Source organism: Calothrix sp. NIES-2100 (genome assembly GCF_963875285.1).
Classification (GTDB): domain Bacteria; phylum Cyanobacteriota; class Cyanobacteriia; order Cyanobacteriales; family Nostocaceae; genus Aulosira.
The window spans coordinates 2,257,317-2,281,326 of record NZ_CAWNLA010000001.1 but is presented as its reverse complement, the minus strand read 5'-3'; the positions used below and the strand labels follow the sequence as shown (position 1 = coordinate 2,281,326).

The following is a 24,010-nucleotide window of genomic DNA, read 5'->3' as shown; positions in this document are numbered from 1 at the left end:
AGTAAAAATATAATTATGCATAAGTTTATCAGTACTTTATCTTTAGTTTTTTTACTCCAAAACTTGCCCATAATTTATGTATTGCCAGTGGCGCAAGCTGCTGCCAGTGAACCATCTGAAGCAATTCAACAAGTAGTTGCTGCTAAATGGATGACAAACTCTGCTGATGGTAATTTTTATGCTGAAAGATTAATTAATCGCGCAGAATTAGCGGCGATTATGGTAAAAGTATTTCGGCTAGATAAACGTCAGGCTGTCAGCAAAGAAAATGTAGTAGTTCCAGATGTACCCCCTTCCCATTGGGCATTTAATGATATTCAAATAGCTTTAAAAACTGATATAATGAAAGGTTATCGGGGTAATCTGTTTTTCCCGAACCAAAAAGTGACCAAAGCAGAAGCCTTAGCAATTTTTGCCCAAGCTTACGGTGTATTCCAGTTTCCTGATGAAACTGTCAAGGACATTCTTGCTTCCCATCCAGATGCAGCATCAATACCGAGTTGGGCAAGACAAGCGATCGCTACTGTAATTACTGAAGGATTTCTGACTACAGATGCCCAAGGAAATATCTTCCCATTACTTCCCATGACTAGGGGGGATATGGCTGATGTATTAAGTAAATATTTGCAACGACAACAAAAACAACCCGATACACCAGTTGTTCCTGGTGTTCCAGATAGCCCACAATCACCTTAAAATCGATTTTGTAGTGTGCTTTAACGCACCTTACTTACTGCTGCGTAGATCCCCGACTTCTTAAAGAAGTCGGGGATCTAAATCAAGTTTATTTGAGTGAATGTGTAAGTTGTCGCTTAATCCGGTAGGTTACGCCCATCGCACCCAAGGCTAAAATACCTAAAATCAAACTTGGTTCCGGCACATTTGCCGTTGCGATCGCTCCTGAGTTACTATCCACGATGAAATCAGCACCAGATAGCGGAACCTGATATAAAGAGAGATTCGTACCCACTGTTCCTGACAAATAAGTATCGCCTGCTACTTCGCCGCCTAAATCTATTGTGCCAAATATTTCTTGCTTCACTGTGTTGAAGTTAAATTTGAAATATTGAGCAGTTGCGTTGCCATTGACCACATTATCATAAGCGGCAATGAGATTATTCAGAGGATTGAAAAAAGAAATATTCAGCGATCGCAAAAAATTAGTTGCTCCTGGCCCACTTTCGGAAAAAGTTGCTGGGGCTGTATTCTCGTCATAATTAAACGAACCTTTAGCTGAGTAACCTGCATTCCCATTCCAGGCAAAGTTTAAGGTCACAGCTTGAGCAGGAAAGGCTCCTGCCATTGCTATGCCCAAAGCTGCTCCTGTTGTCAAAGTGAGTTTTTTCGCCAATCCTTGCATACTTTTTCCTTGGGTTTACGAAAGTATCCTAAAATATAGGATTAATATTTAAATTTTTAAACCACAACTCAGGAAGTCACCCTAGCTCAGAAAATTACTATAGATAAAAAATAATTAGTAGATAAATCTCACTTGATATTGTGGTTTATTTTCACTTAAATTGGACACTTTTGTAAAGTATTTAAAGCAAGTAATTTCACGGTGGCATCCGTATAATAAAAAGCTGTTAATTGTACAAAATTTTGCCAGCAAGTTTTATTACATTTTGTTAAATTAAATAGAACCAAGCCAAGCCAAGTTCTTATACAAGAGCATTGGGTGATTCATCAATGAGAAAATTCGGAGTCAAAGATGGTCAATTATCAAATTAAACTGTGGAAATGCAACTTATTTTAAGTATGCTTCTGCAAGCAACATTACCGTGGGAAAATCAGAGAATATTCAGAAGTAGAGATTAGAGAGGAAAACCCTATAATATGCATCTGAGCGAAATCACCCATCCCAATCAGTTACACGGCTTATCGATTCGGCAGTTGCAACAAATTGCCCGTCAAATCCGAGATAAGCACCTGCAAACGGTAGCCGCAACTGGGGGACACCTGGGGCCAGGTTTGGGTGTTGTAGAATTAACTTTAGGGCTTTACCAGACCCTGGACTTAGATCGGGATAAAGTTATCTGGGATGTAGGACACCAAGCTTATCCCCATAAACTAATTACAGGTCGCTACAGCAACTTTCATACTCTCAGACAGAAAGATGGAGTCGCTGGTTATCTCAAGCGCTGTGAAAGCAAGTTCGATCACTTTGGGGCGGGACACGCTTCCACCAGTATCTCAGCCGCTTTGGGTATGGCGTTAGCCCGTGATTTGAAGGGGGAAAAATTTAAAGCCGTTGCTGTAATTGGTGATGGTGCTTTAACTGGCGGTATGGCGTTAGAAGCAATCAACCATGCAGGACACTTACCCAAAACTAACCTGCTGGTTGTGCTGAATGACAACGAAATGTCTATCTCTCCCAACGTTGGTGCAATTCCTCGCTATCTCAACAAAATGCGCCTCAGCCCACCTGTGCAATTTATTAAGGATAATTTTGAGGAACAATTCAAGCACATTCCTTTTGTGGGTGAATCCTTGTCTCCCGAACTGGGACGCATCAAAGAAGGGATGAAGCGGTTAGCGGTTCCCAAGGTGGGTGCAGTGTTTGAAGAACTGGGCTTTACCTACATCGGGCCAGTAGATGGGCATAATTTAGAAGAGTTAATTGCTACCTTCCAACAAGCGCATCAAATAGCAGGGCCAGTTTTAGTGCATGTGGTTACTACCAAGGGTAAAGGTTATGAACTTGCTGAACAAGACCAAGTAGGCTACCACGCCCAAAATCCTTTTAATCTGACAACAGGGAAAGCAATTCCTTCTAGCAAGCCGAAACCTCCAGCTTACGCCAAAGTCTTTGCCCACACCTTAGTCAAACTCGCCGAACAAAACCCGAAAATTATCGGAATTACAGCGGCGATGGCTACAGGAACCGGCTTAGATAAACTCCAAGCCAAACTACCCAATCAATATATTGATGTGGGGATTGCGGAACAGCACGCTGTTACCCTAGCTGCTGCACTAGCTAGTGAAGGAATGCGTCCTGTGGCTGCTATCTACTCTACCTTCCTGCAACGTGCTTACGACCAGATTATTCACGATGTCTGCATTCAAAACCTGCCAGTGTTCTTCTGTCTAGACAGGGCGGGAATTGTCGGTGCTGATGGGCCGACACACCAAGGCATGTATGACATTGCATATCTGCGTTGCATTCCTAACATGGTATTGATGGCACCCAAAGACGAAGCCGAACTGCAACAGATGATCGTCACTGGGATTAACTATACCAAAGGCGCGATCGCCATGCGCTTCCCCCGTGGTAATGGTCATGGTGTCCCGTTGATGGAAGAAGGCTGGGAACCTTTAGAAATCGGCAAAGGCGAAATTCTCCGCACTGGCGATGATGTGTTAATCGTTGGCTATGGCACAATGGTTTACCCAAGTATGCAAGCTGCCGAAATTCTCAGCGAACATGGTATTCAAGCCACCGTCATCAATGCGCGCTTCGCCAAACCCCTAGATACGGAATTGATTTTGCCTTTAGCTAAGAAAATTGGGCGCGTTGTTACCTTAGAAGAAGGTTGCGTCATGGGTGGCTTTGGTTCTGCGGTAGCCGAAGCCCTACTCGATGCTGATGTTGTCGTTCCCGTGAAGCGCATCGGTATACCAGATATCTTAGTAGATCATGCTACACCAGATGAATCTAAGGCTGCACTCGGTTTAACTAGTCGGCAAATAGCAGAAAGAGTTCTGGAAGCCTTCTTCCAGCGCCAACTATCTACTGTGAGCTAGTTAATTAGGCAGTAAAATTCAGCGAAAATACACCTTACAAGTATTGGAGCACAAATCCCACCAGTAAGACTCAAAAATCCCAAAAAGATTTTAGAGTCTTACTTCTTTTAGAGGTGAAGGAAAATGGTTAAGAATGATCTAGAACTCAGAAGGAAGAAATATTTCCATCTGAGTTCATACATCGCTCAGTTGAATAATGCACAATTGTGTTCTCTGTTTGACAATCTTGAGTCGAATGAGTCAAGCACGGGTTGGGGGAGAAATCACATCATCGTCCTTGAACAATCCAAAGTCTTTGTGAAACGCATTCCGGTGACAAACCTCGAATATGACAACCTATTCTCCACCAGAAACCTCTACGATGTGCCGACTTACTGTAATTACGGCTTCGGTTCCACTGGTTTTGGAGTCTTCCGTGAACTTGTGACTCATCTCAAAACAACGCACTGGGTCTTAGAAGGGGCGATCGCCACCTTCCCACTAATGTACCATTATCGAATTATTCCATTCTCCGGGCGGCGGGCGGATGTAGATAGGTCGCATCACAAAAGATATGTAGAGTACTGGGGAAATAGTGAAAATGCCGGGAATTATCTGCTGGATAGAGCGATCGCCGATTATGAGTTAGTTTTGTTCCTAGAGTATATCCCGTATGTTCTGGAAACATGGCTGCGGGACAATCCCAACAAACTTCAAAAACCCCTGGATGACTTACGCACAACGATTGACTTTTTGAAGACGAAAGGAATCATCCACTTCGACGCCCATTTTCAAAACGTTCTCACCGACGGCGAACAAACTTATTTGACTGATTTTGGTTTGGCGCTAGATCGGAGTTTTGCATTGACGAAAGATGAAGAGTCTTTCTTTGAGGAGAACACATTTTACGACTATGGAGAAATCCTGCGGAATCTGGGACACCTGATTCGACCGTCTTATGATTCATGTTCAGAGAACAATAAGCGCAGAATCAGGGAAAAATATGGTATCAAAGAAGGTTTACAGTCTTATGAACTGCGATCCATTTTACTCGACAACATCGAGCAGATCCATGCCGACAAAGACCTGATATTAGATGAGTTTTATGTTGCCAGCATCGTTAAATACCGCAGTATCATCGCGCTGATGCAAGACTTCTTTACTGATATGTGGGGAAATAACAACAAGGATACGAAACTTGATCGCGCAAAACTACAATTGCTGCTTAAAGAGACGGGATTTCTTTCTGGTGCTATATCCCTCGGTGGATAAACTTACAGGAAAATACCCGCCATGCCTACCCAACAAAAGAAGGCTTTACACTCAACTCTCGATCTCTGAGTTGGTTGAGCGAAGTCGAAACCAACGGCGGCGGTATATTTATTCCTGTAAATCGCCTAAAGGAAGCTTACGTATTTATAATTACCAATTACGAATTACAAATTAAAATGAACCTGTTGAACGATCGCTATCAAGTTATCCGCACATTGGGTGCTGGTGGGTTTGGTGAAACCTTTCTGGCAGAGGATAGTTATATGCCCTCAAAGCGCCGTTGTGTGGTAAAACAGCTCAGACCAATTCACAGCAATCCCCAGATTTACCAACTTGTGCAAGAACGGTTTCAACGGGAAGCAGCGATTTTGGAAACTCTTGGCGGTGCGACTGACCAAATCCCAACTTTATATGCTTATTTTGAAACAGGTGAACAATTTTATCTAGTTCAGGAGTGGGTGGAGGGAGATACCTTAACAGCGAAGGTGCAACAGCAAGGGTTATTTAGTGAAATTGCTGTGCAAGAATTATTGCTGAATTTGTTACCTGTATTGGAATACGTCCACGGTAAGTATATCGTTCATCGCGATATTAAGCCGGATAATATAATTGTCCGCCATCGTGATGGTAAACCTGTACTGATTGATTTTGGTGCAGTGCGGGAATCGATGGGAACGGTAGTGAATTCTCAAGGAAATCCTACCAGTTCAATTGTAATTGGCACACCGGGATTTATGCCCAGCGAACAAGCGGCAGGTAGACCAGTTTATTCTAGCGATTTATATAGTTTGGGGATGACTGTCATTTATTTGCTGACTGGGAGACAACCACAGCAAATCGAAACAGATCCCCAGACGGCGGAGATTATTTGGCGACAATATGCAAGTCATCTTAGTCCGATGATGGCAGATATCATCGAGCGGGCGATCGCCTATCATCCCCGCGATCGCTATCCGACAGCGAGAGCTATGCTGGATGCTTTACAGAGCATAGCAAGTCCCATTGCACCGACGCAAGCGCAGGTGAATTCTGCACCACCACCGCCAACCATTTCTCTCAGTCCTGGTGCGATCGCTCAACCAGCGAAAACCTTACCGCCAACCACCGCACCCCTTCTAAGGGAAAGTAATAATCGCAACGGTTTTATCATTGGTGGTTTAATTGCTGGCGGGTTAATTGGTGCGTCTGTAATTATTAGTCAGGTGTTAAAACCTACCCAACCAATAGCCCAAACAACAGTAACACCAGAAACATCGTCAAATGTGACATCCCCAATTAAAGAAACTCCAACTAGTTCACCGTCTCCTGTACAACAACCAACTTCAACACCACAAGCCATCGCCACTCCCACATTTTCACCTTCTCCAAATACCTACACACCACCAACTAACAACGCCACAGCCAATAATTATGCTTGGCTTTCCCAAAGAATGGTTACAGATGCAGATTTAGCAGGTAAAGATGCTTTTGAATTAGATATTATGCGTAATTGGATATTTGCCATTCATGGTCGGCGGTTTGATACTCCGGGATTACAAGATTACTTTAATAATCAACCTTGGTATCAACCGGCATATTCACCAACACAATTTCCTAGTAAATTACTTACACCATTAGAACAGAAAAATGTAGACTATATCGCCAAATATCAAGACCGTTATAACTTGAGATATTTTAAGAAATAACGCCCACGAAACTCAACTGAGGCTATTATTTTAATATAGAGGTAGGACTTACGCAAAATATGACCGAAACGCTGATTATTGCCTCGCTCCCATTCATTAATTACCGCTACTTTCGCTCTCGTTATGCGTAAGTCCTACAAAGGGAAGAATTATATTCTAAAACCTCCAGCATAGCTGCCTCGTGCCCTGAAGCCTTTCTTTGCTCAAATAACCCAAACTGAATATTTTGAGGTGATACCAATTCTCTATGAAGATGCATATAATTAGCCTGCGTTAGGCAGGCTTTGTTCATAGAGCCAGTGGCTTCTAGCCTTGCAGCTTTAATATGCAGCCTCACATAAAATTGGTATGAGTAGTCTTGACTATGCCCTATGCCCTATTTTTCAACTTCTATCTAGTGAGAGAATCATTGATTTATTAATTATAGTATAATCTACCAGCAATACCTAAATAAAATATAGGAATCCGCTTTGATTATTGCAAAAGTTATATACACTGAAAGCTTCAGCAAAGGGTGGTATTGCCCAGCGAAACCTCGATATAGTAGGCAATGCTCTACCTAATATTAATATTTATCACGCTATGTTAAGTAGCATCATCAAATAAAAATTATTCAGAGAGTTAGGAAAGCAAATATACACAATAGTATACTTTGAATCGCATTTATACACATAATCATTGCTTTTAAACCAATTAGCTCCACACCCCAAATTATTACCTACTAACATCATGAACCGTAGGCGGTCTACCAAAAAATCTCAATCCGATTCCCCTGCTGAGCAATCATCGAATCCAGAGCAGCAGAATCATCAAAATGAATTATTTCCGATTGTGGGGATGGGAGCTTCAGCAGGTGGATTGGAAGCTTTCACACAATTGCTGAGTCATTTGCCCAATGATACCGGGATGGGATTTGTGCTGATTCAGCACTTGAGTCCGAATCAAAAAAGTTTGTTGAGTGAGATTCTCTCACGGGCTTCCACTATGTCTGTTGTGGAAGTGCGGGATGGGATGGTTGTTGAACCGAATCATGTTTACGTGATTCCACCTAATGCCAAGATGACTATTGTTGAGGGAGTATTGAAACTGTCTCCTAGAGAAAAAACATCCGGATTTTTTATGTCAGTGGATGCTTTCTTGATATCTTTAGCACAGGATCGGGGAAACAAAGCGATTGGCATAGTGCTGTCGGGGAGTGACGGCGATGGCACACGGGGGCTAGAATTTATCAAAGAAGCTGGAGGGATTACTTTTGCTCAGTGTCAAGAATCGGCAAAAGTCACTGGGATGCCGAACACGGCTGTAGCTTCGGGTAATGTAGATTTTATTCTCACCCCGCGAGAGATTGCTGAGGAGTTGGTAAAACTGAGCCGTCATCCTTATATCAACCAACCACCGCCAGCCACACAGACTGAGGTAGCTGAGTTACTTCCAGCTAGCAGTGATGCTCTCTCAACTATCTTTAGTCTGCTACGAACTGCTACGGGGGTTGATTTTCACCACTACAAACAAAATACTCTCAAGCGGCGCATTCTGCGGCGGATGATTTTGTACAAGCTGGAAAGGTTGGAAGATTACGTCAGCTATCTGCAAGAAAATCCCGCAGAAGTTATGGCGTTGTATCAGGATGTATTGATTACTGTCACCAGTTTTTTCCGCGATTCGGAATCTTTTGAAGCCTTAAAGACAAAAGTATTTCCGCTGATTACCCATGAACGTACACCAGATTTACCCATCCGCATTTGGGTAGCGGGATGTTCAACCGGTCAAGAAGCTTACTCGATCGCTATTTCCTTATTGGAATTTTTGTCCAATCAAATAATCGCTACAACGATCCAGATTTTTGCTACGGATATCAATGAGGCGGTAATTGAAATTGCTAGAATTGGCTTCTACAAACCCAATCAAGTCACAGAAGTTTCCCCAGAACGTCTCCAGCGGTTCTTTGTCCAGGTAGAAGGTGGATACCAAATCAGCAAGCCGGTGCGGGAGTTGTGTATCTTTGCTCGGCAAAACCTGATGAGCGATCCGTCTTTTTCCCAACTGGATCTGATTACCTGTCGCAATGTGCTAATTTATTTAGGAACCCCGATACAGAAGAAACTCCTACCAATCTTTCATTATGGTCTCAAGCCCACTGGCTTTTTGATGTTAGGCACCTCAGAAACAGTAGGGGAATTTTCTGATTTGTTTAGTATAGCGGATAGAAAGTACAAAATTTATAGCCGCAAAATGGTTCCGGCGCGGTTGGGTATAGATTTAATCGCCAGCAACTACCCCCTCAAGGTAAATACGCCGCAGCCATCAGTGGGTGAAAATGGTTGGACTGAGATGGAAATGCACACAGCAGCCGACCAAATAGTGTTAAATAACTATGCTCCGGTGGGTGTAGCGATCAACTACGATTTAGAAATTGTGCAATTTCGCGGACAAACTAGTTCCTATCTGCAACCGCCACCAGGTAGACCTAGCTTTAATTTGTTGAAAATGGCAAGGGAAGAACTGCGGCTTGAGCTACGCACGGCGATTCACCAAGCAAAACAGCGACAGACAACAGTGCGCAAAGAAGGGATTCAAATAATCGAGAACGGTCAAGTCAGGCTGGTGCGGGTTGATGTTGTGCCGTTTAAAGCTCACAGTAGTGATGAACGCTACTTTTTAGTACTGTTTACAGATATGCCATCGCCAGCAAATACTGTTTTTGAGTCAGGGAGCGATCGCCACATCAAATCTGCACGGGGAAAACAAGCGGCGGCACAGGAAGAAATTAACACACTGAAACAGGAGTTAGCCACTACTAAAGAATATCTGCAATCAATTATTGAGGAACAGCAAGCCACTAATCAAAACCTCAGAGCTGCTAACGAAGAAATCCTCTCTAGCAACGAAGAATTGCAAAGTACTAATGAGGAATTGGAAACTGCTAAAGAAGAAATTCAAGCAACCAACGAAGAATTAAATACGATTAACGACGAACTGCAAAGGCGGAATTTTGAATCCACTCAGGTGACCAATGATTTGCAGAATTTGCTCAGTAATATCAATATTCCCATTCTCATGTTAGGCGGTGATTTGCAGATTCGCCGCTTTACTCCGGTAGCTGGCACAATTTTTAACCTGATTTCCACGGATGTGGGGCGACCATTGAGTGATATTAACCATAGATTAAATATTTCTGATTTAGAGCCACAAATTTTAGAAGTAATTAGTACACTCAACTTTAAAAGCCAGGAAGTTCAAGACTCCGAAGGACACTGGTATGATTTGCGTATCCGACCTTACCGGACAATAGATAATAAAATTGACGGTGCGGTGGTGGTATTGGTTGACATTGACGGACTCAAACGCAGCGCCGAACAGATCAGAGCATCAAGAGATTACGCCGAGGCAATAGTAGATACCGTGCGGGAATCCATAGTGGTGCTAGATTTAAACTTACGGGTAGTCAAAGCTAACCGCTCTTTCTACGAAACCTTCCAAGTGCTATCCACACAAACAGAACAACGGTTGATTTTTGAACTCGGTAACGGACAATGGAATATACCCAGCTTGCGATCGCTCTTAGAAGATGTTATCCCCAGCAATGCCCCATTTCAAGATTTAGAAGTAGAGCATAACTTTGAGGCGATCGGGCACAAAATCATGCGGCTAAATGCGCGGAGAATGCCGCAAATCGACAATATGCAATTAATTCTCCTAGTAATTGAAGATATCACCCAGCAAAAGCAACTAGAAGCAGAACGCACACAGCTATTAACTCAAGAACAATCAGCCCGCACTGCTGCGGAGACAGCCAACCGCGCCAAAGATGAATTTTTATCAATTCTTTCCCACGAACTACGCAACCCGCTTAATGCTTTACTGGGGTGGGCACAGATGCTACAAAGGCCAGATCTCCCTCAAGAGATAATTAATCAAGGACTAGAAGCAATTGAGCGCAGTGCGATCGCTCAAGCCCAGTTAATTGGAGATTTGTTAGACATCTCACGCATCACCGCAGGTAGGCTGCGTCTGGATGCTGAGCCTATTGAACTTATACCCGTAATTCAAGCCGCCATTGACGTTGTCCGGATCTCAGCCGCAGCCAAAAATATCCAAATTGAATCTAGGCTAGATCCTACAGATATAAGAATCAATGCCGATCCCAATCGCTTACAGCAGGTGATGTGGAACTTGCTTTCTAACGCCATTAAATTTACCCCCGTCGGCGGCAGAATTGATATTGAGCTACAGTACACTGATTTTTACGCTCAAATTCAAGTTAGCGACACAGGGCAAGGTATTAAACCCAACTTTCTCCCCTATATTTTCGAGCGCTTCCGTCAAGCTGATGGTAGCAGCAGGCGCTCAAACCCTGGTTTAGGGCTGGGGCTTTCCATCGTGCGTCACTTAGTAGAACTCCACGGTGGTACAGTTGAAGCACAAAGTCCAGGTGAAGGACAAGGAGCAACTTTTACAGTCAGGCTACCCTTGCCAACTCACTCCCCAGAAATTTCTCTGCCCAGTAATAGACAGTTGATTGCCTTACAAAACCAGCCAGAAATCCCAATTGAAAATATTACCTCATTGGCAGGTGTGCGGGTACTGATTGTCGATGACGAAGCTGATATTCGCCAGTTATTTACCATTATCCTTGAGCAGTATGAAGTAGAAGTCACAGCAGTTGCATCAGCTAACGCCGCACTCTCAACCTTAACAGCTAACCCTAACGGCTACGATGTTCTGCTATCAGACATTGGTTTACCAGAACAAGACGGTTACGATTTGATTCGTCAGGTAAGGGCGCTGGATGCTGAAGCTGGGGGGCAAATTCCCGCCGCCGCCCTCACCGCTTATGCTGGAGATGCTGAACAAACAGAAGCCCTAGCCGCCGGATTTCAAATGCACATTGCCAAACCCGTTGAACCCACGCAATTACTATACATCGTCGCTGCTTTGGCGGGAAGAGTTAGGCAATAGGGCATGGGGAATGGGGCATTGGGCATTGGGCATTGGGCATTAAGGCTCCTTAATGGAGCTAAAAGCCTCGTTAACGGAGTTCAAAGCCTGATTCACGGAGTTCAAAGCCTCGTTAACGGAGTTCAAAGCCTGATTCACGGAGTTCAAAGCCTCGTTAACGGAGTTCAAAGCCTGATTCACGGAGTTCAAAGCCTCGTTAACGGAGTTCAAAGCCTCGTTAACGGAGTTCAAAGCCTCGTTAATGGAGTTCAAAGCCTCGTTAACGGAGTTACAAAGCCTCATTAACGGAGTTACAAAGCCTCATTAACGGAGTTCAAAGCCTCGTTAATGGAGTTCAAAGCCTCATTAATGGAGTTCAAAGCCTCATTAATGGAGTTCAAAGCCCCGTTAGGGAACTCCAAAAAATAAATTTAGGACTTACGCACTGAAGCCTGAAACCCAGATCCCCCCGCCTGCGGCGACCCCCTTAAAAAGGGGGTAAATCTGGAAAAATAGCCCCCCTTTTTAAGGGGGGTTGGGGGGATCTTGGATAGATCAAAACACTAACCGAACCGTATTGACCCCACCCCGGCTTTGCTGACGCAAAACCGCCCCTCCCCTTGCCAAGGGGAGGGGTTGGGGGTGGGGTAAAAAACAAAAACGCGCTGTTAGATCCTTTGCAGCGCGTTTGAGTAGATACACATTGCCCTTTAATTAACGGCGGAATCTATCGGGGTTGAGGCGAATGCTATTATTTGGTTGGCGAACATTTGTTTGGCTAGTGGAACGGTTACGCAATGCGACACCATTCTTCAATCCGTTACCAGTACCACCATCTTTGCGATCGAGGAAAGGTTTAAGATTGATACCACTTCTAGCGGTAGAAACGCGATTCCCACCTAAAGCTGTGCGAGTTAGGTTATATAAATCGCCTAATCCGCCTTGATTGCGGTAGGTGTTGACGGCGATGGTTTGCTGTCCGCTGTCGGCTGTGGTTAAGTTTTGGAAGATGCTATTGCGGACAGTATAGGGGTCTTTTTCCCGGGGTACGGTAAGGACAATTCGACAGGTGGAATTAGCTTCTGTGGTGACGCAGACAATATTCTCGTTATTTTCTCTGGTTACTTGGAGTTCTTGTAAGCCGTCTGGACGATACAATTCTAAACGACTGGCTATTGTTGCACAGCGTTTTTGTGGGTCCCAGCCACCACCCAAAGCCGCAGGTGCTGCCCAAGCAAAGTATTGACCAGGTTGACTTTGGGGTTGATACATGACGGTATACTGACCGTTATACATCTGACAGCTAAAGCGAGTATTACTATCGGCTGTGGGTGAAGTAGGTGTACCTGTTGATGTATCTATTGGTACGGGTGTATTTGTTGGTGTCGGTGAGCCGGTGGAGTCTGTGGGGACAACAACACCACCAGAATTATCAACTTGGGCAAATGCTGCGGAATTGCCCAGGAAACAGGATAATCCTAAACTACTCAAAAGTACAAACTTCAAAGCGTGTGATGACATAAATCATCCTCTAGGGAAATAGGTAAGGATATTGATAGCTTCAGTGACGAAAAATTTTGGTTTTAGTTCATCGAGAATGCTGCTTTTTTTCTTCTTCTGCTTTTTTCTCTTTGAGTAGCTGTTTTACCTTGATTTTAATTTCGCTGTGTCGTTCGACTCCTTCGTAGGTGTAGCGGTTATAGTTGCTGTTGATGATCATATCTTCTAAATAACTGACTCGCTCACTACCTCCGGGATGAGAAGATAACCAACCAGGAGGAGCATTTTTTTGTTGTTTTTCTAGTGTCACCATTAAGTTACGTAAGCCGTCAGCCGCATAACCTGTGGCGACAATTAAGCGGGTTCCGAGGGTATCTGCTTGACGTTCCATGTCGCGGCTGTAACTTAGGGCTGAGAGTTGTCCGATAATGCCGCCTAATGGAAGATACTGAGTGAGGTTGCCAACTAAATTACCTTGAGTGACTAGTTGAAAGCCGTGGGATAAAACTACATGGGATAATTCATGGCCGATTAACCCAGCTAATTCGGCTTCGGAGTTGCTTTTGGCGATCGCACCTGCATTAATAAAGATTTTCCCACCAGGCAGGGCAAAGGCGTTAAGGTCTTCTTCGGGAATTACAAAAAATTCATATTTAAATTCATTCCGTCCGGCTACTTTGGCTAATTTCTGTCCGATTTCATTGACGTAGGCAACTACTGTCTCATCGGTAATCACTTTAAGTTGTTCTTTGGCTTGTTTGGCTACGGATTCTCCGATGGATTCTTCCCCCCGTAGCAGCAAGATGGTAGAATCAAGGGCAGAAAATGGCCCTAGTAGAGAGCCAGTAACAGCGTAACCTAATGCACCTGTAAGAATATTTGCGATCGCATTACCTCTGATCTCAGCTTGAATATGGGTTTTGTAACGTTTAAGATGAATTTCTGCTAAATTGGTAAACTCCCCAGCTTGGGGATCTTTGGGGTTGAGAATCGCAAATTGACGGGCGGCTAAAGAAGCTTCCATCCATTTTTGGGCTTCTGCGAGGGCTGTAACTCTGGCTTTAATGAGTTCCGGTTGGTTGGGATAAAGTGAAGCTGCCCGTTCTAATATATCTAATGCTTGTGGAGAGCGATCGTATTGCTTGAGAACTTCCGCAAATCGAATATGTCCGGGAATAAACTCCGGATACTGTTCCACCAGTAATTGCAGAGGTACTAAAGTTTTTGATTGTAACTTCTTCGCTATTCCCGCTTCTGATTCTCGCCAGTAAACTTTTCCGCCTGGGGATAGTTGCGTTGGATCAATTATTGCTGGTTTGAGTTCTTGGGGTTGAGTAGTTTTGGCAAAAGGTGCTTTCACCTCGCGATAAATTTTTTCCGCTTCTGCAAATTGTCCCGCCAGATAAAGCTTGTCTGCGGCGATCAATTTTTCTTGACGGGCGATTTCTTCGGGAGTGGGTGCTGGTTCGTCCGCCTCATCTGGCTTGGGTGTAGGTGTCGGCTGTGGTGTACTCTCAACAGAGGGTGTAGTTTGGGGGATGACAACCGGCTTTGATAGCTGTTCTTCTCTAGTCTGTTGTGAATTGGGTGTATTAGTAGTTTCAACCGTGGTAGAAGCAGGCGATTGGGCGGGAACGGGTGCTGTAGGTTGGGCGAGAATAATAAAAATCGATGTGCCAAAAGAGAGTAACACCCAGTTCAAAGCTAATAGCAGAGACTTCTTAGTTCGTTTCATGCTGGGGTTGTTTTATTAAAAATTTTTTAACTGTAAATCTAGCTTCGCCGATCGAGATGCACGTTGAAAACCTTTGAATAGAAATGTAATTATACAGTGAGCCGCGACCAACATTGATGCGATCGCGGCTCTTACCCCACCCCATTAATTTTGATGAATTCGTACCAATAGCAATTTACAGCCATTTTCAGGTAAAAATACCACACTGTAGGGGCACAGCACTGCTCATTGGTGTCAACTTAAGTTAAAAGGCTTATCCCACAGGCATTTTACCCCACCCCTCAATCCCCTCCCCGTTTACGGGGAGGGGAGGTTTTGCGTCAGCAAAGCCGGGGTGGGGTGACGCGGATCATGATGTTAAGTGAGAGAATTCGCTCATCACGTCTTGGTAAGGGTTTCACGTTAAGTTGACACGTATGAGCACTGCTGTGCCCTGACGATAGATGTAGTGCAAATACGTGAAAACTGCTGTAAAAAAAGAATGCGACAGATGCATTTGTAGGGGCGGGGTTTCCCCACCAATTGGTTTTACACCACCCGTTGAGAAACCTTACCAAGGGCCCTTAATCGCAAAGGTAATTCCTGGTGACTGCATATTCACAAACATGATTTTTCCATCTGGAGAGAAACAAATTCCCGCAAACTCTTCTCCATTCAATGCATTATGCGCAAATTTATAAAGTGTGCCACTTGGCGTAATACCGACAATAAAGATTTCACTGTCTTCGCCATCTTCACAAACGAACAAATCACCGTTGGGTGCAACGACAATATTATCTGGGTAATCTAAAATACCCCGATTGTTAGGTTCTGCAAACAACCGCAATGTTTCCGTCGCTGGAGTGTAGCGCCAGACTTGACCATATCCAGCACTACCACCGTTAGTACAGCAAAAATAGATATCTCCTTTGCCATAAAAGATACCTTCGCCACGACTAAACCTAGCTGCACCCAAGTTATAACCTTCAACCCTGACTGTATCACTAGAAGGATCGGGGTTAGTGATGCGAACCCAATCTACTGTGTAGGCTTGACCAACTGTAAATCCTGTTTTGGTATTTGCTTTCGGTTTGATTTGAATTCTCAAAGCATACAGTGTACCTCCCGCACTCAAGTTACCTTTTGTGTTCGGTACGAAGCGATATAACAAGCCATCTCCCCGGTCTTCGGTCATATATACATAGCCTGTATTGGGGTCTACAGCTGCGGCTTCGTGATTGAATCGACCCATTGCTACCAGGGGTACAGGCGTGACGAAACTAGTTGCACTACTAGGGACTTCAAATACATAGCCATGCTTCTTGTTACCAGTTTCAAAACTCTCTTCGCAACTTAGCCAAGAACCCCAAGGAGTTGGGCCACCCGCACAGTTGCGGTCAGTACCTGCTAAAGAACCGTGGTGTCTGAGTAATACCCTCGTGGAACTGACTTCTAAAGTAGTTGTGCCACCTTTTCCTTGGCTATCATATTTCTTACTGCTTGGTGCGCCCACACTCTTACCCGATGAGAAGTTGAGTTCGTGGTTACGGATCAGAATAGTACTACCATTTGTACCGGGAAATGCTGCCATACCATCATGTCCACCCGGAACTTTGTAGCCATCACTCATTGTTTGTCCAGTCTCTGACAATCTCACATAAGAAAATCCCGCAGGTAGATCCAACACACGTTTCGGGTCAGATTGCAGAGAACCATAGGGGCCTGCTGCAAAAGCGCGCTTAGCATAAAAAGCCTGCAATGGAGATAATATCAAAGCACCAGCAGTTCCTGTGCCTGCTAGGGTAAAGAATTTACGCCTTGATAAGGTCACAATTTGCTCCTTAATTTTTTCATCTCATGGAGACAAAGTGATTTATCTCTATTAAGAGAAAACTAAGATAAATTTATGAAAAGCAAAATCAACAACATGTAAAATATATCAATTTTAACTTAATTAATTCTCTACTTTTAAATATATAATTGATAGTTTTATCAGTAACTAAGTTTTGTCATGATCGATGGCAAATTCAGCCTAATTTTAACCCAAAGATAAACTAGATTAAAAATTCATCGATTGAGTTAAGAATAATTATATTTTAGGTTAAGCGCAGATAACCTCACTCAAAAGAATCTGCGATATCTTTTAACTTTGCTACTAATCCCGATTCAAAAAATGTTTGCGACATATAAATCATTCTCTGGGCACAGCACTGCTCATTGGTGTCAACTTAAGTTAAAAGGCTTATCCCACAAGCGTTTTACCCCACCCCTCAATCCCCTCCCCGTAAACGGGGAGGGGAGGTTTTGCGTCAGCAAAGCCGGGGTGGGGTAACGCGGATCTTGATTTTAAGTGAGAGAATTCGCTCATCAAGTCTTGGCAAGGGTTTCGCGTTAAGTTGACACGTATGAGCACTGCTGTGCCCCTACCCATCTGTCACATTGTTTTTTCAAATTGGTATAACTTATTAGTACGTAATACCAATTTTATGTGAGTATGAATTTATCGTTATCAGTTTCAACTTGGTGGCTGCTGTTTTTGAGAAGTAGAATTAATGGAAATTTAAATATTTTGTAATTTGCGAGATTCTAGACATATCGCTGCTGTTTTTAAGGAGTGAATTAATGGAAACGGATTCAACTCAAACCAGACTTTATACCGATTCAATCAATTACAGGACTTACGCACAAGTAACGGAAAAACAAACCGCTCCAGGACGCAGAGTACACGGAGAAATAAGAGTTTGAAAGTTTTTTTGCGTAAGTCCTAAATTATCGAAAATTTGGGTCTAAAACCTCGCCCTGGAAGGGCGACTTTAATGGTAAAATGACTTGAACAGGACGGGTAATCAACCTGTTTAAAAACCCGATTGCTACCTAACACGTAGACGCTGTACCTTGACAACTGAATCTAGGGGGTTCTACAAGTTGCTCTAGAGCGTGCTTTTGCACAACCTGAAAGTAGGTAAAAGATTCACAGGAGCTAGACTACCAGCATTAAACAAAAAACAAATTTTGCACGGCAGTTGCTTCAAGTCGGGAAACCGCAAGGGCGCATTGCCTCAGCAACGCAACTACGGTAGGGCATACCGGAAGTTAAAGCTTGGGGAGAGAACCACCTCTGGGTTAGGTAACGCAAGGAGCCTAGTCTAAGTGGACTCGCTGAACCAAGAATCCTCGTACCTTTAGGTCGAGGAGTGTCAATGAAAGTATGTATGCATCTTTGCAAAACTTCCCCCCCATCACTGCTGAAGGTTTTGCGACTGTCAAGAAAGTTGATGTCAATTCCCCAAATTTTGATATTTCCCAAATTTTCAACCAAATCCAACTTTTACCCCATAGTCTCATCAATCGCACTAACCGCGATCGCTATTTAACTTTTCACGCTTACATTCGGTTGCTAGATTTTGAACGCTTAATGTATCTCATTTCGCTGATTATTCGCTATCCCGGAATTGGGAATTTACAAGCTACTAACCCGAGTATCCTCGAAGGTATATTTGGTGATGTTCCCCAATTTACCAGCGCGTTAGCGGAAATTACCGCTATCATCGGCAAATTGTCCGGTCATATCTACGCTGATGCCCAGGCGATCGCTTCTGATTTACACTGGTTACAAGAAAATTCTCTAATTAACATCAATACTATCTCTGCATCTGCTTTTATTCCCATCGTTTCTCCCCATTCCCCCATCTCTGTTTCACCTCCTCACGCTTATTCTGATGTCGCCACTTTCCAACGGTTAATCGCAATTATTCGCTTTATCCTCCAGCACCCGTTTTTACCAAGTTCCGAACAGGGAAGCCTGCAAACTTTTGTATGTGCACTTAGGGACAATGGTATTATTGATGGTGATGGCTTGGATACGGTACGTAAAGATATTGAGAGAGTTCTTAAGCCGTATAAAATCTTGCCTGATTTTCAACTTGAGATTGGTAGCAAAGATTCCCAGTATGTGACAGGCGATCGTTCAGGTGTCTGAAAATAATTTGTAATTGCTCATGTGTCATTTGTCAATTACTCTAAAACAGATTTTAAGGGAGAAATCTCTATTCTAGAGTTATATTATGAAATGGTAAATACAGCGTACTTTTTAATTGAATCTTTACAAAGTGGGGATAAATTAGCCTTAGAAATCTGGCAAAAAAGTATTTAAAAAAAGACGGCTACTTTGCAGAAATCAAAGAAACCCCAGAAGTGTAAATAAATTTTTACTACCTCAAGTGTAAAGGCCACTCAGGACATGTAAAACAAGTTCATCATCTAACATCCCTTAATATACCCAATGCAGTAATAAATTAAAAAATTTATTATAACTTCTCTGCTAGTAGAAAAATTACTGACGACAATATAGGCCACAGTTAAGCAAACTAAAATTATGTCTCCTGAGGTTCAAGAACTAACAGGAGTATATATTTATTTAGCTGGGGTTTAAAATGAGTAAAAACAAGGGATTTCTAGTGGGCTTAAATTTGCTACTACTAATCTCCTGTCTGGGGATTATGCATCTAGGGGCATCTCAACCTAAAAAATCAGGGCTGCTAAATCTGTGTGAGCTAAAAGCTGGGGAACGAGGAATTTTAAAAGGAGTTGTGGTTTCAGTAGAAAAATCCTCACCTGGTAGTGGTAAAGCAATAGTAACTCTAACAGAAGGTTCCCAAGGATGCCACATAATGGTTTATCAAAGATATAACCAATTAAACGAAATGGGTACCCCAGGTAATCGAGTTAAAGTGCCTGTAAAAGTAATTAATGATTATTCAGTAGAAGGAATAGGTTTACCTGAATTTGACTACTCAGTAGTAGATACTTCTGGAAATATAGAAAAACCAAAAATGATTAAACTAACAATTGGAACAATACCAAATGTTGATAACGGAGACTACCTAGAGTTCAGAAATATAGATGAAGGAAAAATTCCTTACATTGAAAGACTTAAAATTAGCAAAAAATTGAACAGCCAGTTAAAACTAGGAAACAACACAATCTACTATTCAGAAACCACAAAAGAAGTATTGGCAGTTGAGAACTAATGATTACTGGACTCTTAATTGGAAGTGTAGTAGGAATAATACTTGGTCTCATACCAGGATTTAATATAGGATTTATTCTACTTGCATCACTAAGTATTCCTGACCCACAATTAGCCTGTGGATTAATTATAGGGATAGATGCAACCAGCTCAGGAATTAAAGCAATTAGCTTACTTACAGGAAACAGAGATGAAGAATTTCCAGATAAACTACAAAACAATAGTCAACCTATTAATTTAGTATGGACTAATATAAGTTCATACACAACTGGAAAAATACTAGGGTGCTTTATTGGCAGTTTCCTAATCCTTGGTATAGGAAAGACAGCGTTTCAAATAACAGAAGTTCATAAAGGATTAGCAATTGCAATATCATTAGGTATCTGGATAGAAATAAGCAGGCTATCAAAAGATAAAAAACTAACTGTTCTCTCACTAATAATTACAAGTATTCTAAGTGTACTTGTAATCAACTTACCGATTGAGCAACCCATGTTTATATTAGTAAGCTCTTTATTTATTGGAAACTCTCTACAATCACTTTTCCACTATAAAAAAATAGAGCTTAATTCAACCGAACCAACAGAGTATATTATTCAATCATGGGATGGCATATTAGCAGGATTACTATCCTCAATGTTATGGGGATTACCTACAAATGCAATGTGCAGACTAATGGATGAGGGAGAAGATAAACCAGAAATTGTTGCAGCCAGAGGAGCGATCGCAGATGGAATAGCCTCTAGTATAGGCTTAGCAATCCTTCTCTGCACAGGTGGTGCTAGAAGTGCAGCCGCATCACAAGCAGCATTACTAAATTTAGATTTTGGTAGATGGGAATCTGTTGGTATACTAGGAGCTTCGTGTGTTCTATCACTTCTGGTTTATCTGATGTTTGATAACTTGATAAAAATCTTCATAGTTATCCACAATAGTTTACCTTATGTAGTTAACATCTTAATTGTGTTGCTAACTATAAGTATATTAACCCTTTTGTCAAATGGCTGGTTCATCATCATCGCCATCACTAGTCTATTGACAAACAAGTTGATTAGACTAGCAGGAGCCCCAAAAGAGTCCAACTTAATTGCGATCGCAATTCTGCCAATCATGAATCTGTTTTAGTCAAGCGGATTGGAAGTTAGGAGTCGTGTAAAAATAAGTTGAACAATTTAATATTTGTAGTGCGGGCATCTTGCCCGCGCGAGCAAGATGCTCGCACTACTTATTTTTACTTGATGCCTTATATGGTGTTGTCTTAGAGGGCGGGGAAACCCCTGCCTCTGCAAAAGGAATAAATATTGCGATCGCTCTTCTTCACCCACAATCCCTGACTATCTTCGATAAAATCACTATGGTGCTACTTAAACTTACTCCAGCCTGATGAAAAGCGATCGCCCCCACAGCCCTCAAACTCAACCCAACTCACTCACCCGACAACGCCCGGAACTACTCGCACCAGCAGGTAATTGGGAATGCGCCAAAGCTGCTGTGGAAAATGGGGCGGATGCGATTTACTTTGGTTTGGATCGGTTCAACGCTAGAATGCGGGCACAAAATTTTACTGAGGCGGATTTACCCGAATTAATGGCATTTCTCCACCTGAGAGGTGTGAAGGGCTATGTGACAGTCAATACACTCATTTTCCCCCAGGAACTACCAGAGGTAGAGCAGTATCTTCGCTCAATTATTGCCGCAGGTGTGGATGCGATGATTGTGCAAGATGTGGGTTTATGTCGTCTCATTCGTCACCTATCACCTGATTTCCCTATCCATGCTTCTACGCAGATGACGATCACTAGTGCAGCTGGGGTGGATTTTGCTAAGTCCCTCGGTTGTCATTTGGTGGTGCTAGCCCGTGAATGTTCCCTGAAGGAAATCAATAAAATTCAACAGCAAATCCAGCAGAAACAAGCTTCTTTACCTTTAGAAGTCTTTGTTCACGGTGCTTTGTGCGTCGCTTATTCCGGTCAGTGTTTGACGAGTGAAGCTTTAGGCGGGCGTTCTGCCAATCGGGGTGAATGTGCCCAAGCTTGCCGAATGCCCTACGAGTTAATCGCTAACGGGGAAGTTGTAAATTTAGGCGATCGCAAATATCTCCTCAGTCCCCAAGACCTAGCAGGGTTGGAAGTTCTGCCTGATTTGGTGAAGTCAGGGGTAACTTCTCTGAAAATTGAAGGTCGTCTGAAAACACCAGAGTATGTGGCTAATGTTACTCGTGTTTATCGGGAAGCGTTGGATCGGGCGATGGAAGAAAGGGACGCTCTGACGCGGGGACGCTCTGACGCGGAGTCTAATCGGGAACGATATAACTTGGAAATGGCGTTTTCTCGCGGGATTTACACAGGTTGGTTTGGGGGAATTAACAATCAGGAATTAGTTCATGGGCGGTTTGGGAAGAAGCGCGGGGTATACCTGGGTGAAGTTATCCGCATTAGTAATGAACAGGTAGCAATTAGATTAGAAGCACCAGTTAAACCAGGGGATGGAATTGTCTTCGATTCCGGTCATCCAGAGGCGAAGGAAGAAGGTGGGCGAGTGTATGCAGTCACGCCCAAGGGAAGGGAGACATTGCTGAGTTTTGGTCGCAGTGACCTCAATTTCCGCCGGGTACATATAGGCGATCGCGTTTGGAAAACTAGCGATCCAGAACTGGATAAGCAATTACGGCAAAGTTTTGCGGGTGAAAATCCCCAATTTCAGCGTCCGATTGACTTAGAGATTTATGGCGAAATCGATCAACCATTAACTGCGATCGCCCGCGATCAACAAGGTCATGTAGTCCAGGTGGATTCTACAATATCCCTAGTCGAAGCACACACCAAACCCCTAACCACAGAACGCTTACAAGAACAATTTGGTCGTCTGGGTAATACTCCCTTCTGTTTAGGAAAGCTCACCAATCACCTCAGTGGCGCGGTGATGATACCCGTGAGTGAGTTGAACAAAATGCGGCGAGATCTAGTATCTCAGTTAGCAGAGTTACGCAGTCAACCCCAACGCTGGGAACTACGTTCTGATGTATCTTTTCAAAACCTACTCCCCGCGTCAGAGCATCTCCCCCTCCCCGCGTCTTCTTCATCCCCCTCACTCATTGTTTTAGTCCGCAACCTCAAGCAACTCCAAGCGGCACTTCAAGCGGGAATTCAGACACTGTACTGTGAATTTGAAGACCCCCGCTTTTATCGAGAAGCAGTGCAGATAGTGCGTCAAGGGGGACAAGGGGGACAAGGGGGACAAGGGGGAAAAGGAGGACAAGGAGGACAAGGGAGACAAGGAGGACAAGAAAAAGAACCAGTAAATCAACCGTCAACCGTCAACCGTCAACAGTCAACAGTCAACAGTCAACCGTCAACCATCCCCTCTATCTGGGTTGCGCCTCCCCGAATTACCAAACCTGGGGAAAACTGGATTTTGCAACAAGTGCGTGACTGTAATGCAGATGGTTATCTGGTGCGCAATTATGATCAGCTAGAATTCTTTTCTTCAGACCGTTGTATCGGAGATTTTTCACTCAATGTTGCTAACGCTTTAACCGCAGATTACTTTCAACAGCGCTATGGTTTAGAACGGTTAACCGCATCCTACGACCTAAATATTACTCAACTCGAAGACCTGCTGACTAGTTGTCCACCCCAGTGGTTGGAAGTGACAATTCACCAACATATGCCGATGTTCCACATGGAGCATTGTGTATTTTGTGCTTTTCTTTCTACGGGGACAGATTACACTAACTGTGGAAGACCCTGTGAAAAACAAGAAGTAAAATTGCGCGATCGCGTGGGTAGTGAACATGTCCTGAAAGCAGATGTCGGTTGTCGCAATACTGTATTTAACGGCACTGCCCAAACAGGAGCCGAGTACGTACAGCGCCTGATAAATTTGGGATTGAGGCAATTCCGCATTGAGTTTGTCAATGAGTCACCAGAGCAAGTGAGTAAAACAATACATTGCTACCGTCAACTCCTACAAGGTGAGATTACAGGTTCCCAACTTTGGCGGGAGTTAAAGCTGCAAAATCAGCTTGGTGTCACTCGTGGACCGATGGGATTTTCTCCAGTCAGATAAATTTTAGGGTTGGAGTAAATCCGGAGTTATTCATCAAAGACGGCGGGAAACCCCCTTTTTCAACGGGTAAGAGAGACAAGG

The 24,010-nt window shown here is 43.4% G+C and carries 14 protein-coding genes; 9 read left to right on the top strand and 5 right to left on the bottom strand.

From position 1 onward, the window contains the following. Positions 1 to 15: 15 nt before the first annotated feature. Entirely contained in the window at positions 16 to 696 is a 681-nt protein-coding gene (locus AACU32_RS09790; RefSeq protein ID WP_096599391.1) for an S-layer homology domain-containing protein, read from the top strand. An 88-nt stretch (positions 697 to 784) separates the two neighbouring features. Here the strand turns inward: AACU32_RS09790 and AACU32_RS09785 are convergent, their stop codons facing one another. Beyond that, positions 785 to 1,360, bottom strand: a complete 576-nt coding sequence (locus AACU32_RS09785) for a PEP-CTERM sorting domain-containing protein (RefSeq protein WP_339377714.1) — start codon at positions 1,358 to 1,360, stop codon at positions 785 to 787. 476 nt (positions 1,361 to 1,836) lie between these two features. Here AACU32_RS09785 and dxs point away from each other — a divergent pair, with 476 nt between their 5' ends. From dxs to AACU32_RS09765, 4 genes are all read left to right on the top strand, one after another. Next, the gene (gene dxs / locus AACU32_RS09780) at positions 1,837 to 3,744 is read left to right on the top strand and encodes a 1-deoxy-D-xylulose-5-phosphate synthase (RefSeq protein WP_096599390.1); all 1,908 of its coding nucleotides are present in this window, start codon (positions 1,837 to 1,839) and stop codon (positions 3,742 to 3,744) included. 123 nt (positions 3,745 to 3,867) lie between these two features. After that, entirely contained in the window at positions 3,868 to 4,995 is a 1,128-nt protein-coding gene (locus tag AACU32_RS09775) for a hypothetical protein (protein ID WP_096599389.1), read from the top strand. Between the two features lie 176 nt (positions 4,996 to 5,171). Further along, positions 5,172 to 6,680, top strand: coding sequence for a protein kinase domain-containing protein (locus AACU32_RS09770; protein ID WP_445223220.1), 1,509 nt, complete (start codon positions 5,172 to 5,174; stop codon positions 6,678 to 6,680). A gap of 729 nt (positions 6,681 to 7,409) precedes the next feature. Continuing rightward, the gene (locus tag AACU32_RS09765; RefSeq protein ID WP_096599388.1) at positions 7,410 to 11,639 is read left to right on the top strand and encodes a chemotaxis protein CheB; all 4,230 of its coding nucleotides are present in this window, start codon (positions 7,410 to 7,412) and stop codon (positions 11,637 to 11,639) included. A gap of 39 nt (positions 11,640 to 11,678) precedes the next feature. Here the strand turns inward: AACU32_RS09765 and AACU32_RS09760 are convergent, their stop codons facing one another. From AACU32_RS09760 to AACU32_RS09745, 4 genes are all read right to left on the bottom strand, one after another. Further along, the gene (locus AACU32_RS09760; protein ID WP_339377712.1) at positions 11,679 to 11,891 is read right to left on the bottom strand and encodes a hypothetical protein; all 213 of its coding nucleotides are present in this window, start codon (positions 11,889 to 11,891) and stop codon (positions 11,679 to 11,681) included. Positions 11,892 to 12,332: 441 nt separating this feature from the next. Continuing rightward, positions 12,333 to 13,139, bottom strand: coding sequence for a COP23 domain-containing protein (locus AACU32_RS09755; RefSeq protein WP_096599387.1), 807 nt, complete (start codon positions 13,137 to 13,139; stop codon positions 12,333 to 12,335). Positions 13,140 to 13,206: 67 nt separating this feature from the next. Continuing rightward, the gene (locus AACU32_RS09750; protein ID WP_096599386.1) at positions 13,207 to 14,853 is read right to left on the bottom strand and encodes a M48 family metalloprotease; all 1,647 of its coding nucleotides are present in this window, start codon (positions 14,851 to 14,853) and stop codon (positions 13,207 to 13,209) included. 550 nt (positions 14,854 to 15,403) lie between these two features. Then, a complete protein-coding gene (locus AACU32_RS09745; protein ID WP_096599385.1) occupies positions 15,404 to 16,663 on the bottom strand; it encodes an alkaline phosphatase PhoX in 1,260 nt (419 codons plus the stop codon). A gap of 1,377 nt (positions 16,664 to 18,040) precedes the next feature. Here AACU32_RS09745 and AACU32_RS09740 point away from each other — a divergent pair. The 4 genes from AACU32_RS09740 (at position 18,041) to AACU32_RS09725 (ending at position 23,929) form a co-directional block, all read left to right on the top strand. Next, positions 18,041 to 18,811 carry a hypothetical protein gene (locus tag AACU32_RS09740; RefSeq protein ID WP_096599384.1) on the top strand — a complete coding sequence of 257 codons (771 nt, stop codon included), beginning with the start codon at positions 18,041 to 18,043 and terminating at the stop codon, positions 18,809 to 18,811. Positions 18,812 to 19,265: 454 nt separating this feature from the next. Continuing rightward, a complete protein-coding gene (locus AACU32_RS09735; RefSeq protein WP_096599383.1) occupies positions 19,266 to 19,862 on the top strand; it encodes a hypothetical protein in 597 nt (198 codons plus the stop codon). After that, the gene (locus AACU32_RS09730) at positions 19,862 to 20,986 is read left to right on the top strand and encodes a hypothetical protein (protein ID WP_096599382.1); all 1,125 of its coding nucleotides are present in this window, start codon (positions 19,862 to 19,864) and stop codon (positions 20,984 to 20,986) included. The genes AACU32_RS09735 and AACU32_RS09730 overlap by 1 nt, the downstream gene beginning before the upstream one ends. A gap of 258 nt (positions 20,987 to 21,244) precedes the next feature. Continuing rightward, positions 21,245 to 23,929, top strand: a complete 2,685-nt coding sequence (locus tag AACU32_RS09725) for a U32 family peptidase (protein ID WP_096599381.1) — start codon at positions 21,245 to 21,247, stop codon at positions 23,927 to 23,929. The last annotated feature ends 81 nt before the right edge of the window (positions 23,930 to 24,010 follow it).

Excerpts from the sequence above, each read along its gene's own strand:
- AACU32_RS09725 (WP_096599381.1), top strand. The coding sequence starts at position 21,245 with ATGAAAAGCGATCGCCCCCACAGCCCTCAAACTCAACCCAACTCACTC.
- AACU32_RS09740 (WP_096599384.1), top strand. The coding sequence starts at position 18,041 with ATGTATGCATCTTTGCAAAACTTCCCCCCCATCACTGCTGAAGGTTTT.
- AACU32_RS09730 (WP_096599382.1), top strand. The coding sequence starts at position 19,862 with ATGATTACTGGACTCTTAATTGGAAGTGTAGTAGGAATAATACTTGGT.
- AACU32_RS09775 (WP_096599389.1), top strand. The coding sequence starts at position 3,868 with ATGGTTAAGAATGATCTAGAACTCAGAAGGAAGAAATATTTCCATCTG.
- AACU32_RS09750 (WP_096599386.1), bottom strand. The coding sequence starts at position 14,853 with ATGAAACGAACTAAGAAGTCTCTGCTATTAGCTTTGAACTGGGTGTTA.
- AACU32_RS09735 (WP_096599383.1), top strand. The coding sequence starts at position 19,266 with ATGAGTAAAAACAAGGGATTTCTAGTGGGCTTAAATTTGCTACTACTA.
- AACU32_RS09785 (WP_339377714.1), bottom strand. The coding sequence starts at position 1,360 with ATGCAAGGATTGGCGAAAAAACTCACTTTGACAACAGGAGCAGCTTTG.
- dxs (WP_096599390.1), top strand. The coding sequence starts at position 1,837 with ATGCATCTGAGCGAAATCACCCATCCCAATCAGTTACACGGCTTATCG.
- AACU32_RS09755 (WP_096599387.1), bottom strand. The coding sequence starts at position 13,139 with ATGTCATCACACGCTTTGAAGTTTGTACTTTTGAGTAGTTTAGGATTA.
- AACU32_RS09765 (WP_096599388.1), top strand. The coding sequence starts at position 7,410 with ATGAACCGTAGGCGGTCTACCAAAAAATCTCAATCCGATTCCCCTGCT.
- AACU32_RS09790 (WP_096599391.1), top strand. The coding sequence starts at position 16 with ATGCATAAGTTTATCAGTACTTTATCTTTAGTTTTTTTACTCCAAAAC.
- AACU32_RS09770 (WP_445223220.1), top strand. The coding sequence starts at position 5,172 with ATGAACCTGTTGAACGATCGCTATCAAGTTATCCGCACATTGGGTGCT.